Source organism: Marinomonas sp. (assembly GCF_965225885.1).
Taxonomy (GTDB): Bacteria; Pseudomonadota; Gammaproteobacteria; order Pseudomonadales; family Marinomonadaceae; genus Marinomonas.
Map to the genome: position 1 here is coordinate 1,591,934 of NZ_OZ245329.1, position 13,399 is coordinate 1,605,332.

A 13,399-nucleotide genomic window follows, 5' to 3' on the forward strand; every position below is an offset into this window, starting at 1 on the left:
TTAAGCCTCTCTCGGGTCTGGATTTGCTAATACTGTTTCTGTTTGATTGGCTCTGAAGGCTTCAATTTTCTTAGCAAGCTCAGGATTTGAAATAGCTAGAATTTGACAAGCCAGTAAACCTGCATTAAAAGCCCCAGCACTGCCAATAGCTAATGTTCCAACAGCAACACCTTTTGGCATTTGTGCGATTGACAGTAAGCTGTCCATGCCATTTAGGGCTTTACTTTGTACTGGCACACCTAGTACAGGCAAACGAGTATGAGCAGCAACCATGCCAGGCAAATGAGCAGCGCCGCCAGCGCCGCCAATAATTACCTTAAAGCCTTTGTCTGCAGCGCTTTCTGAGAATTCTGCAAGTTTGACTGGTGTGCGGTGAGCGGAGACAACTTCGACGTGGTAGCTTACGCCAAGAGCGTCCATTATTTCAGCGGCACCTTCCATTGTCGACCAGTCACTTTTTGATCCCATTATTAGGGCTACATCTGCTTGCAAAACTCTTCTCCTATGGTGGTGTTCAACGTGGTGCTGAGGGGCTTATACGTTGAGTCTAATCAGTAAGTTTGCCCTGTCTAAACGTGGCCTAACACATTTTTGCATGACAATAATGGCGGCTAATATAGCCGATTTTGAAGAAAACCGCGAGCTTTGAAGAGTGTTGAAATACGCAAGTTGAAAGATAGGTAGAGACAAAAGAAAAGAGCGACTAGAGTCGCTCTTGAAGGTATTTTTCATAATCTGGTATTTGTCGTTCAAATTCGCTTTCGAACAAGGGTGACGTCACCAAAAAATTGGCGGAAGAAACGCTACAAGCAATCGGAATATTCCAAACAGCAGCGACTCGAAGTAGAGCCTTGATGTCAGGATCATGAGGCATTGGCTCGAAAGGGTCCCAGAAAAAAATCAGCACATCAATTTTGCCTTCGGCAATTAGACCACCAAGTTGTTGATCACCACCGAGAGGGCCACTAATGAGAGACTGTACTGGAACTTTTAATTGCTTCTGCATTAAATTTCCAGTGGTTCCAGTCGCCATTAAATTGTGCTTAATTAGCTTTTCTTTATGCTTTTCAGCCCACTCGATAAGAGCTGGCTTCATATTGTCATGAGCAACCAGAGCGACGTTTTTTCGCTCTGGTGTCGTGATCGTTTTTTGCTGTAGTGTAATGCTCTTCACTGTGACTTATTCCTCTACAGCGCCGACTTTTACGACTTTCATCATATTGGTTGTGCCGTAGCTCACCAAGTGATCACCTTTTGTCACAATCACAAGATCACCGTCTTTGATTAGACCAAGAGACTTAACGTGGTCAACTAAGCCTGCAACAATCGTGTCTACGTTAAATTCTTGTGAAGAAAAAGCAACCGGTGTTACACCGCGATAAAGAGTGACTTTATTCAGCGTTGCTTGGTTTGGAGACAATGCATAGATTGGCAAGCCAGAACTGATGCGAGACATAAGTAGCGGCGTTGTACCGGAATCGGTCAAGCTGATGATCGCTTTCACGCCTTCCAAATGGTTGGCTGCGTACATTGCTGACATTGCGATCGTTTCATCAATGTTGGTAAAAGTCACATCGATACGGTGCTTAGAGCGATTGATTGCTGGCTGCTTTTCGGCGCCCAAGCAAACGCGGTTCATGGTTTTAATAACTTCTTCAGGATACGCGCCAGCAGCAGTTTCGGCAGAAAGCATTACTGCATCTGTGCCATCTAGAACCGCGTTAGCAACGTCAAATACTTCTGCGCGAGTTGGCATTGCGCTGGTGATCATAGTTTCCATCATTTGAGTCGCTGTAATCACAGGGCGGTTCAACTGACGGCAGCGTTTGATCATGTGCTTTTGTACGCCGATCAATTCGGCATCACCAATTTCAACACCTAGATCACCACGAGCAACCATCACAGCATCGGAGGCAAGAATGATTGCATCCAATGTTTCGTTATCGGCAACGGCTTCGGCACGTTCTACTTTAGAAACGATGCCTGCTTTAAGACCAGCGGCTTCAGCTAGTGCACGAGCTTCATGAAGATCAGCTGCACAACGTGGAAAAGAAACGGCTAAGTAATCTGCTTTTAATACAGCAGCAGTTTTAATATCTTCGCGATCTTTATCGGTTAATGCCGCAGCAGATAGCCCACCACCTTGGCGGTTAATGCCTTTGTTATTAGACAAAGCGCCGCCAACGATGACTTTAGTAATAACTTCTTGGCCTTTCACTTCTAGTACTTCAAGAACAACGCGTCCGTCATCAAGTAGCAGAATATTTCCAGGCTGTGAGTCTTTTGCTAGTTGTGGATAGTCAATACCAACGCGTGTTTCATCGCCGTTGTTCTTGTCAAAACCAACATCAAGAATAAAAGTTGCGCCGTCTTTTAGTTCGACTTTGGTGTTTTTGAAACGCGCGATGCGAATTTTAGGACCTTGTAAATCACCAAGAATAGCAACATGACGACCATTTTTCTTCGCCATTTCACGAACAACCTCGGCACGGTTGATGTGATCTTCTGGCTGACCGTGAGAGAAATTTAAGCGGAAGACATTAGCGCCTGCCAAAATTAATTTTTCGATCATTTCTGGGGAGCTGGAAGCTGGGCCTAAAGTGGCAACAATTTTAGTTCTACGAGTCATTTTAAATACCAAAGATTAAAAAGCGTGAAGTGAAGTATAAGAGACGACGAAGGCTGCGTCAGCAGCCTTCGTGTATTTTGACTATTTAGCAGCCATTAATGCGATAGTATTATCAAGCATTCTGTTTGAGAAGCCCCATTCGTTATCATACCAAGCCATCACTTTTACTAATTTACCTTGTACGCGAGTTTGTGTCGCATCGAAGTTAGATGTGTAAGCATTGTGATTGAAGTCAGAAGAGACAAGTGGCTCATAATTGACATGCAATACTTGCGCAAGAATTGGGTCAGCTTTGATAGCGTCTTCAATAATTGTGTTTATTTCTTCTGCTGTGGTTTCACGAGGTGCTAAGAAGGTTAAATCTACTAGCGAGACGTTAATAGTCGGTACGCGAACAGAAAGACCATCAAACTTGCCTACAAGAGCTGGGATAACAAGACCAACCGCCGCTGCAGCGCCTGTTTTACTTGGGATCATGTTCATTGCTGCCGCACGTGCGCGGTATAGATCTTCGTGATAAACGTCTGAAAGACGCTGATCATTTGTGTAGGCATGGATTGTTGTCATCAAGCCGCTTTCAATGCCAAGCTTTTCACTTAATGGTTTAGCGAATGGCGCAAGGCAGTTAGTTGTACAAGAAGCATTAGAAATGACTGTCATTGCTGATGTTAGTATATCTTGGTTTACGCCATATACAACCGTCGCATCCACTTCTTTACCTGGTGCAGAAATGATAACTTTCTTCGCACCAGCAGTGATGTGAGCGCTTGCTTTTTCTTTGGTTGTAAAGAAGCCTGTGCATTCATAAACAACATCAATACCTAGCTCAGCCCAAGGAAGGTCTGCTGGATTGCGCTCAGAGAAAGTGCGGATTTTATCTTTGTTAATGTAAAGTGCTTCTTCATCAAAGGTAACTTCTTCGTTGAAGCGACCGTGGACTGTGTCGTATTTCGTTAAATGAGCATTGGTTTTTGAATCGCCAAGATCATTAATGGCTACGATTTGGATTTGATCACGCTTGCCTGATTCATACAAAGCTCTAAGCGTGTTGCGTCCAATGCGTCCATAACCGTTGATAGCTACCTTAATCGTCATACTCACCTCTAACATAGTGCGAAAGTTGCCTGATGTTCGAATTCGAACAACACGCGTTCAATTTTGTTCTTTACGTAAAAATACTACATAAGTAATTTTTTAAGCAAGGATTAGTAACAAATTCCTGTCAATATGGCTGTTTTTTGATCATCTATTGATCTAAGACTAACATTGTACAGAATTATGTTACAGAAGTTCGGGTATATTAGCTGAGACAAAGCCTTTTTCGAATTCTTTTTGTAAAAAAATTACATGATTTTGCGGATTTATTGGTTTTTTATCAGTTTTAGGCGTGAAATAAATTAAAAATGTAGTAATATTACATGATATTATAGTATCAGGCAGTTTGCTGAGATAGCTGAATTAAAAACGGAGATAAGCATGAATCCGATTGTTGCTAAGGTAACGAACGACATCATTGAACGAAGCAAAGCGTTGCGCGAGCAATACCTTAAAGATATGAAAAAAGCGCAAGAGCAAGGTCCCCATAGAGGCAAGTTGTCCTGTGGCAACTTGGCTCATGGCTTCGCGGCATGCCAACCTCAAGATAAACAAAAGCTGACTCTAATGGAGGAAGCAAATATAGGCATCATATCGTCTTACAATGATATGTTGTCTGCTCATCAGCCTTACGAAAATTACCCAGATCAAATTCGTGCAGCGGTTAAAGAAATGGGCTCTATGGCTCAGTTCGCTGGCGGTGTTCCTGCCATGTGTGATGGTGTCACTCAAGGGCAGGACGGCATGGAGTTAAGTCTATTTAGTCGTGACAATATTGCACAAGGAGCGGCAATAGCGCTTTCCCATAATATGTTTGATGCCGCTATTTATTTGGGCATTTGTGACAAGATTGTTCCTGGTTTGTTGATTGCTGCGCTGCGTTTTGGTCATTTGCCTGCTTTGTTTATTCCAGCGGGTCCAATGCGTTCAGGTATTACTAATGCGGCTAAAGCGGCGGTTCGTCAGCGTTATGCTCAAGGCCAAGCTACTCGTGAAGAATTGCTTGAGGCCGAATCGGCTTCTTATCACAGTGCGGGTACTTGTACCTTCTATGGTACAGCTAACTCGAATCAGCTATTAGTCGAAATTATGGGGCTTCAGCTTCCAGGATCTTCTTTTGTTAATCCAGATGATCCACTAAGAGGCGCATTAACTAACTATGCTTCTCAGTTGTCTACCAAGATTACTGCATTGGGTCGAGATTACCGACCTTTATATGAAATAGTCGACGAACGTAGCATCGTTAACTCAATTGTTGGCTTGTTGGCAACGGGTGGCTCAACCAACCATACTATGCATATTGTCGCTTATGCTCGTGCGGCTGGCATTATTATTACTTGGGATGATTTCTCCGCTCTTTCTAAAGTAGTGCCATCATTGACTAAAATTTACCCGAATGGTCAAGCCGATATAAACCATTTCCACGCGGCGGGCGGCATGGCGTTTTTGGTTAAGCAATTGCTTAAAGGTGGCCTAGTTCATGAAGATGTAAACACCATTGTAGGTAAAGGCTTAACTCATTACACCAAAGAGCCTTTCTTAGAAGGCGATAAGCTTGTGTGGCGCGATGGTACCGATGAAAGCTTGGATCTGAATGTCGTACGACCTATTGATAATCCGTTTAGCAAAGAAGGCGGGTTAGCTTTATTGAAAGGTAACCTTGGTCGCTCAGTTATTAAAGTCTCGGCCGTGAAAGATGAAAATCGCATTATCGAAGCGCCTGCAGCTGTCTTTCATAGCCAAAATGCATTGGCCGACGCCATCGCAAGTGGTGAATTAAAACGTGACTGTGTTGCGGTTGTGCGTTTCCAAGGCCCTAAAGCATTGGGTATGCCAGAGTTGCATAAGCTGACTCCATACCTTGGCAATTTACAGGATCAGGGCTACCGAGTGGCATTAGTCACTGACGGTCGAATGTCTGGTGCATCAGGTAAAGTGCCTGCTGCAATTCACTTGACGCCTGAAGCTTTGGCTGGCGGTCTGATCGCTAAAATTCATGATGGCGACATGATTCGCTTGGATGCAATTGAAGGCACTTTGTCTGTGTTGGTCTCAGATGAAGAACTCAATAAGCGTGAAGCGGCTCAGCAAGATTTAACCGACTCTCATCAAGGCATGGGACGTGAACTATTTAGTGCGCAACGTATTTTGGTGAGTGGCGCAGAGCAAGGTGCTTGCAGCTTGTTTAATGATTAAACCTTTCCTCTGACTACTAACATTTGTTAGTAAATGGTGTTTAGGGGCTTGTTTCAAGCCCCATTTTTTTGCCTGGAATTTACCTTCTAATTTGTCTCATTTGCTCTTCGTATCTCCGATAAAAGACTAAGTATCTTTTTATATCTAATCTCTATATCTCAAAAATAAAAAAAAGGCCCAAATCTTTGTTGATTCGGGCCTTCTTAAGTAATGAGCTTGAAGAGCTAGTTACTTAGTCCATTGTCTTTAGTGCTTTTTCGTATTCATCAAAAGATTCTGTTACAGACTCTTCTGGAGCACCTGTTGCTAGGCTTACAGCAAAGATAGCGATAGTCGAGAACAAGAAGCCTGGAACGATTTCATAAAGATCGAAAATGCCACCAGTTAGTTGTTTCCATACCACAACAGTAACGCCACCAATAACAATACCCGCTAGAGCGCCGTTACGGTTCATGTTGCGCCAGAACAAGCTTAGAAGGATTGCAGGGCCGAATGCTGCGCCAAAACCAGCCCAAGCATAAGATACTAGACCAAGTACTGAGCTTTCTGGGTTCAGCGCAAGTAATAATGCAATAATAGAAATGGCTACAACTGCAAAGCGTCCAACGTTGACGATTTGTTTTTGAGTCGCTTCTTTATTGAATAGTTGCTTGTAAAAATCTTCAGCTAGTGCAGAAGAAGACACCAAGAGTTGAGAATCCGCTGTACTCATGATTGCAGCTAAGATAGCGGCAAGAAGAATACCAGCAACCACTGGGTGGAAAACGGCATTAACAAGAATCATGAAGATTTTTTCTGGATCAGCTAAGTTACCCGCTAGGCTGTTATCAACAAATGTAATGCCGACTAAGCCGATAAGTAGTGCGCCTGCCATTGAAATGAAAGTCCAGATTACCGCAATGCGACGAGCTGTTTTAATGTCTTTGTTAGAGCGAGACGCTTTAAAACGCGCTAGGATATGTGGTTGACCGAAGTAGCCTAGACCCCAAGCAACGAGAGAAATAATTCCGATTGCAGTTAAAGGTTCACCACTTACGTTGGTCCAAATATTTAGTAATTCAGGGTTTTTTGCCATTAAAGTACTAGATAGCTCTGACCAACCACCGTCAATAGCAACAAGAGGAACAATTACTAGTGCTGCGCTCATCATCAAACCTTGAACAAGATCAGTCCAAGCAACAGCAAGAAAACCACCAAAAAGCGTGTAAGAAACAACACATACTGTGCCGATAATCACTGCATAGGTGTAATCCAAGCCGAATACGGTTTCAAACAATTTACCGCCTGCAACCAAACCTGAACTTGTATAGAACAAGAAGAACAGCAAAATAAAAAGAGCTGAGATGGTTTGAATGAGCTTTGATTTGTCATTGAAACGAGTAGACAGGAAGTCTGGAAGTGTTAGTGCGTTATTGGCTTTGATGCTGTACGTTCTTAGGCGTTTTGCACAGATTAGCCAGTTAAGCCATGTGCCAACAAAAAGGCCGCCAGCAATCCAGAATGACTCTAAACCTGCTGCAAAAGCGTAACCTGGTAAACCAAGTAGTAACCAGCCACTCATATCAGAAGCGCCTGCTGACAGTGCGGTAGGCCAAGGTCCTAAAGAGCGTCCACCAAGAAAGTAATCTTCGGAGCTAGAAGTACGTTTGTAAGCATACAGCCCAATTCCTAGCATAACTACTAGATAGGCTAGGAATGTAAAGCTGATCGCATAGCTGCTTTCTATCATTATTATTGTCCCCTAATGAAATTATTGCGGGTGAAATAACCTTGGATAGATAAGGTTATTTATCAGTACGGATAGTACTTATCCTTGTATTGCACTGTTCAGCAATACTTACCGATAGAAGGGCGGCGCTTAAGAAGCGGCGTCTAAATCACACCCGAAAGATTTATAATTGTTAAATCGTTATTGTGATAGCCATTGATTTAATATGTAAAAATAATCAAATTCTCGTAAAGAGAATGAATCTCATTATGACACATTTCAAGACCTGAGCCGATTCTAAGTGGCTGGAGTAGGATAATCTTTCAAATTTCTCTGACAAAATTACGAAATAATCTGATGTTCTGACTAAATTATACGGATTGTTTGATTTCTAATCAGTTAAGGTAGCTACAAAAAAGAAAGGCACATTTAATGTGCCTTATACAGAGATATTATTTCTTCTCGACTTTAGGTAATCGAGTATCTTGTACGCTTTGTTTGAGCTTTTTAAGATGCGCATTGAACTCTGGGCCGCGCTTCAAAAGTACGCCTGTCGCTAGAGCATCTATCAATGTTAGATAAACAATACGTGAACTCATTGGTGTATAGATATCGGTGTCTTCTGTTTCTTCAATCGGAAGTACGATAGAGCAGTGCTCTGTGAGAGGAGAATCCGGGTTGGTGATACCAATAACCGTTGCACCAGCTTCACGAGCAACTCGAGCTGTTTCGATTAACGGTAAGGTGCGACCAGTGTAGGAAATGATGACGATAGCATCGCCTGAATGCGAGCCAGCAGCAGCCATTCGCTGTACTAAAATATCTGTATAGGCAACAACAGGCATGTTTAAACGGAAAAATTTATGATGTGCATCTTTGGCAACTGGGCCAGATGCGCCTAAACCATAAAATTCGATTCGGCGAGCTTGTGCTAATACATCAACCGCTCGGCTTATCAATGACTCGGGTAAAATATCCTGAGCACGGGTGAGGTTGTTTTTAGCGGCTTCAAAAATCTTCGCCGTAACGGCGCCAGGAGCATCGTCAGGCTCTACGTTTAAGTTAACGTAAGGCGTACCTGTCGCAAGGCTTTGGGCAAGTGATACTTTAAAATCAGGAAAGCCACTACCTATTAAACTACGACAGAAACGGTTAACCGTAGGCTCACTCACTTCCGCTCTGGCGGCTAATTTAGCAATACTAGAATGGATGGTCGTTTTCGGATCAGCAAGAATGGCTTCCGCTACTTTTCGCTCGGATTTACTTAACGTGCTCAGTCGTTCTTGTATCTTACGAATAATGTCTTCGTGTTTAATCATTGATCTGCTTCAAAGTTGACTATTGACTCGGATTGTTCAGTTGTTCATTCTGACAGCCGCTTCCAATTCTGGCAATAAAAAAGGATTTAAAATGACGAACTTAACCGCCTATTTCGATAAAATGGCGAAGATTTTGCCCGAATTCAATAAAATTCAAGTAACGTCGTTTGAGGAAGGGTTCTCCAACAAAGTATATCGCTTGGATTGGAACAAGGTTCCTCAAATGGTGCTTCGCGTACCCGCTCTAGACGAAGTGGCTTTTGGTATTGATAGACAAAGTGAAATAGCGGTATTGCTTGCCGCCGCAAAAGCAGAAATTTCACCGCCTGTTTTATGGCATGATGATCAAGGCATTTTTGCTTGTCAGTTTGTGGTTCAAGCTTCCTTAGGTTGGGATGTTAAGCATTCCAATAGCAGTATCAAGAGAATTGCTAACGCTTTGGCGCAAGCGCATGCTCTGCCAAAGGTCGATCATCCTTTTTGCATTTATGATTTGATCGAACATTACCTGCAGTCAATCGAGTCTTTTCTGCCGACTCGTCCTGATGTTCGAGAGGAACTGGCGTATTTGCGAGGACTGTTTTCTAACTTACCTCGTGTGGAGTCAAATTATGCTCCTGTGGTTTGTCATAATGACCTTAATCCGAAGAATGTTTTAATAGACGATGATGCTATATGGTTAATTGATTGGGAATACACAGGCATGGGTGACCCCTTATTCGATTTGGCGGTAGTGACACGCTCTCACAACTTAACTCGCGAGCAGCAAATTTTCTTCATAGAAAGCTACGATGCTTCCTTAGATATAGAAGGAACTCTGAATAAAATCGCTCAATACAGTTTGGCGTATTCGTTAAGAGAAATGATCTGGTTATTGTTGAAACATTTAACAACACCCGATGACCCAGATGCTTGGCCGTTTTATGTGGATTTCAAAGCCATGCCGTCGCTTAATCCTTTTTTGGAAATCTCTGCAAGTCAATAACCTTTTTATAAGGTCTCATTTATAAGAGTAAAAAATGATGTTAACTCCAAGTTGGCAAATGCGATTAGCTGACGAATTTAATAAAGACTATATGCTCGCTTTGCAGCAGTTTCTCTCTTTGCAGCAAGAGCAAGGCAAAGTGATCTATCCGGTTGAAGATGAGCGTTTTACAGCATTAAACAAAACGCCTTTTGAGAAAGTTCGAGTGGTGATTCTTGGGCAAGATCCTTATCACGGAGAAGGTCAAGCTCATGGTTTATCTTTTTCAGTAAAGCCCAATGTTAAAGTGCCGCCTTCGTTGGTGAATATTTATAAAGAGCTCGAAATGGATTTAGGTATCGCGCCTGTCTCTCATGGTTTTTTAGAACAGTGGGCGGAACAAGGCGTGTTGTTGTTAAACAGTGTATTGACCGTAGAAGCAAGCAAAGCGGGCTCTCATCAAAATAAAGGCTGGGAAATATTTACCGATAAAATCATCGAGCTAATTAACAACGAACATCAAGGTGTCGTTTTTATGCTGTGGGGAGCTTATGCTCAGAAGAAAGGCCGCCATATCGATCGTGATAAGCATTGTGTGTTGGAAAGTGTGCATCCATCGCCTTTGTCGGCTTATCGCGGATTTTTAGGTTGTCAGCACTTTTCTAAAGCCAATGATTACTTAGTTGCTCTTGGCAAAGAGCCGATAAAATGGGCATTAGAGCCAGTGAAAAGCGCTGATGAAGTTGAACAAAGTTTGCAGATTGGTTTACCATTTTAAATTAATTTTATAGCGCCTATCTGGCGCTATAAAATATCTTAGATACAACTGCTATTTTTTGCTATCTAGCGGGTAGGGAAGCGGAAGTAAGGTGATTTCTTTATTATCCAAAAGAAGCTGTTCTACTTCACTTGGTTCAATGTTCAAAATGATTTGCGCATAATGAGTCTCTTGAATACAAGTAGCAGCAAAGATTTGACCTATGCTCTTTCCTTGCCCATCGACAATGTCTTTTGTAGTATCTAAATTGCCTTCCCAAGTCACTAACGCCAGCTGCTTCTTCGATTTGCCTTTGTATTGCATGCGAGCAACGATCTCTTGTCCTGTGTAACAGCCTTTTGTGAAGCTGATGCCACCTGTGCTTTGCATGTTAAGCCATTGAGGTAAAATCGTTTCGCTTTGCTCTAGGTTAATCAGTGGGCGAGCAGTAAGAACCGCCAAGGCGGACAATTCTTGGTTCTTTTCTTCGAGTACGGTTTGGTTTGCAGGTGCAATAAGTAACTGAACTTCTAATGGCTCTTGGCTGACTGTCAATGTGATGGTTTCATTGTTTTGAGTGATTGCCAAATTATTCTGTGCGGTACTTAAATCCGTTTTAATGTGCTTAGTCGTTAACTTGGTGTAAACCGTCAAGTTATCTTGCTCATCGGTTAATTCTGTCTTGAAAAACACCGCGTACTTTTTTAAATGTAATAAGGTTTTTTCGACCAGATCTTTTGCCATTACCATCAGTACATCGTCATTACTCTGAACGATATAAAAACTGCTGATTATGCGTCCTTTAATGCTACAGATTGCGCCATATAAACCAGTATCTTGCGACAGTTTGTTCATATCGCAGGTTGTCTGACCTTGAAGGAGTTTTTTTGAATCTGGGCCAGAAACTCGCAAAACGCTGATATCTGGCTGTTTCATCACAACGTCTTTGTTTTGCAGTGTTGAGTCAATAATATCGTGAAGCGAAGTCATAAAAGGTTCCATAAAATAGATCTGGCATAGAATAGGTTGCAGTTGCTCTGCATTATCAGCCTATCAGTAATGCCGAATTTTTACTTTTCAATGGTTAGGTAGATAATGATTTTTTTACTACTACAAACTATTTTTATTCTCTAATGGTACTAAAAAGGCTGATTCATAGAATTTCATTGACTCCCTTGTCTATTATTTCGAATATGAAAAAAACAAAGAATTCATGAATTTTGAAAAACGAGTAACAAAATGTATTTAGGTCTTGATCTTGGAACCTCTGGTTTGAAAGGCGTCGTTATTGACGATAAAGGTAACGTTTTGGCACAGGAGTCTGTGCCTTTATCCGTAGAGAGTTTACATGCTACTTGGTCGGAACAAGATCCGTTGTCATGGTGGCAAGCTTGTAAGGACGTTGTTAATCAATTGCAGCAACGCTTGGATCTGAGCAAGCTGAAGGCGTTAGGACTTTCTGGGCAGATGCATGGCGCTACCTTGCTTGATGCTCAAGGCAATGTTTTACGCCCTTGTATCTTGTGGAATGACGGTCGAAGTCAAGCTCAGTGCGAAGCCTTGATGACGCAATATCCTGAATTAATTGAACGCTCCGGCAACCTTTATATGCCAGGCTTTACCGCGCCTAAAATACGTTGGGTACAAGAAAACGAGCCTGAAGTATTTACCAATTTGGCACATGTATTATTACCGAAAGACTACTTGACTTATCGATTAACAGGAACCATGTCTTCCGACTGTTCAGATGCCGCCGGTACACTTTGGTTAAATCCTGAAACACGTCAATGGGACGATGCTTTATTGGCCGCAACAGGATTAACGCAAGCCAATATGCCAAAAGTGTACGAAGGCTGTGATGTCGTCGGTAGTTTGTCTGAAGCGGTTGCTCAAGAGTTAGGGCTTCTTCTATTGCCTGTTTTAGCAGGTGCTGGTGACAATGCTGCAGGGGCCGTTGGCATGGGCGTCATTAATCCTGGTCAAGGTTTTATCTCATTAGGCACTTCTGGAGTGTACTTCACAGTGAGCGAGTCCCATAAAGCCAATCCTCTCAATACGGTACACGCTTTTTGCCATGCTTTGCCTAATCGTTGGCATCAAATGGGTGTCACTCTTAGTGCAGCAAACTCGTTAGCTTGGTTCGCTAAGCTGGTGGATAAGTCTGTTGCTGAATTACTGGATGCTCTTGAAGACAGTGAGATCAAGCGTACCAATGTATTGTTTTTGCCTTATCTTAGCGGCGAGCGAACACCATATAATGATCCGTTAGCCAATGGACAATTTGTTGGTTTAAGCAATACAAGTAATGTTGAGGTTATGACATTGGCAATATTGGAGGGCGTGGCATTCTCTTTATTGGATTGCCAAAATGCCTTGGATAGCGCAGGCAGTGCAGTTGATGAGTTGTCTTTAATCGGCGGTGGTGCGCGTTCTGCTATGTGGCGTCAAATTATCGCTGATGTATTGAACAAGCGTCTTATTTATCGTGATGGTGGCGATGTGGGGCCAGGTTTGGGCGCGGCACGTTTGGCTCTGTTAGGTGAGCAACACAGCCAAGGCAAAGACATTGAGTTACTGATTGCTGAATATTGCACCATGCCTGACGTATTAGAAGTGCATGAACCAGAATCGGCTTTGTGCGCTTATTATCAAGAAAAGTACGCTTTGTACCAATCCCTTTACCAATCGACAAAAGATCTAAACGAAAAACTGATGCAACTGTCGTCTTAAT

At 42.6% G+C, this 13,399-nt stretch carries 11 protein-coding genes; 4 read left to right on the forward strand and 7 right to left on the reverse strand.

The genetic code is table 11. The features are described 5' to 3' along the window. The 4 genes from purE to gap form a co-directional block, all read right to left on the reverse strand. Complete coding sequence (gene purE, locus ACO05V_RS07540) at positions 1 to 492, reverse strand: 5-(carboxyamino)imidazole ribonucleotide mutase (protein WP_421849132.1); 492 nt, start codon at positions 490 to 492, stop codon at positions 1 to 3. 211 nt (positions 493 to 703) lie between these two features. Then, positions 704 to 1,174 carry a methylglyoxal synthase gene (locus ACO05V_RS07545; protein WP_421849135.1) on the reverse strand — a complete coding sequence of 157 codons (471 nt, stop codon included), beginning with the start codon at positions 1,172 to 1,174 and terminating at the stop codon, positions 704 to 706. A gap of 6 nt (positions 1,175 to 1,180) precedes the next feature. Then, positions 1,181 to 2,629: a pyruvate kinase gene (gene pyk, locus ACO05V_RS07550; protein WP_421849138.1), complete on the reverse strand. Its 1,449-nt coding sequence runs from the start codon at positions 2,627 to 2,629 to the stop codon at positions 1,181 to 1,183. An 81-nt stretch (positions 2,630 to 2,710) separates the two neighbouring features. Further along, positions 2,711 to 3,724, reverse strand: a complete 1,014-nt coding sequence (gene gap, locus ACO05V_RS07555; RefSeq protein WP_421849141.1) for a type I glyceraldehyde-3-phosphate dehydrogenase — start codon at positions 3,722 to 3,724, stop codon at positions 2,711 to 2,713. A 381-nt stretch (positions 3,725 to 4,105) separates the two neighbouring features. On the opposite strand from gap, the gene edd reads away from it, so the two are divergent. Then, positions 4,106 to 5,920: a phosphogluconate dehydratase gene (edd, locus tag ACO05V_RS07560; RefSeq protein ID WP_421849144.1), complete on the forward strand. Its 1,815-nt coding sequence runs from the start codon at positions 4,106 to 4,108 to the stop codon at positions 5,918 to 5,920. 232 nt (positions 5,921 to 6,152) lie between these two features. Here edd and putP read toward each other — a convergent pair whose 3' ends face one another. Continuing rightward, positions 6,153 to 7,649: a sodium/proline symporter PutP gene (gene putP, locus ACO05V_RS07565; RefSeq protein WP_421849147.1), complete on the reverse strand. Its 1,497-nt coding sequence runs from the start codon at positions 7,647 to 7,649 to the stop codon at positions 6,153 to 6,155. A gap of 431 nt (positions 7,650 to 8,080) precedes the next feature. Continuing rightward, entirely contained in the window at positions 8,081 to 8,947 is an 867-nt protein-coding gene (locus ACO05V_RS07570; protein WP_072839495.1) for a MurR/RpiR family transcriptional regulator, read from the reverse strand. Positions 8,948 to 9,038: 91 nt separating this feature from the next. Here ACO05V_RS07570 and ACO05V_RS07575 point away from each other — a divergent pair, with 91 nt between their 5' ends. Beyond that, a complete protein-coding gene (locus ACO05V_RS07575) occupies positions 9,039 to 9,932 on the forward strand; it encodes a phosphotransferase (protein ID WP_421849150.1) in 894 nt (297 codons plus the stop codon). Positions 9,933 to 9,966: 34 nt separating this feature from the next. Then, complete coding sequence (ung, locus tag ACO05V_RS07580) at positions 9,967 to 10,689, forward strand: uracil-DNA glycosylase (RefSeq protein WP_421849152.1); 723 nt, start codon at positions 9,967 to 9,969, stop codon at positions 10,687 to 10,689. A 51-nt stretch (positions 10,690 to 10,740) separates the two neighbouring features. On the opposite strand, the gene ACO05V_RS07585 is transcribed toward ung, so the two are convergent. Continuing rightward, positions 10,741 to 11,658 carry a YgfZ/GcvT domain-containing protein gene (locus tag ACO05V_RS07585; RefSeq protein ID WP_421849155.1) on the reverse strand — a complete coding sequence of 306 codons (918 nt, stop codon included), beginning with the start codon at positions 11,656 to 11,658 and terminating at the stop codon, positions 10,741 to 10,743. A gap of 249 nt (positions 11,659 to 11,907) precedes the next feature. On the opposite strand from ACO05V_RS07585, the gene xylB reads away from it, so the two are divergent. Continuing rightward, on the forward strand, positions 11,908 to 13,398 hold the full coding sequence (xylB, locus tag ACO05V_RS07590) for a xylulokinase (RefSeq protein ID WP_421849158.1): 1,491 nt from the start codon (positions 11,908 to 11,910) through the stop codon (positions 13,396 to 13,398). Position 13,399 lies beyond the last annotated feature (1 nt).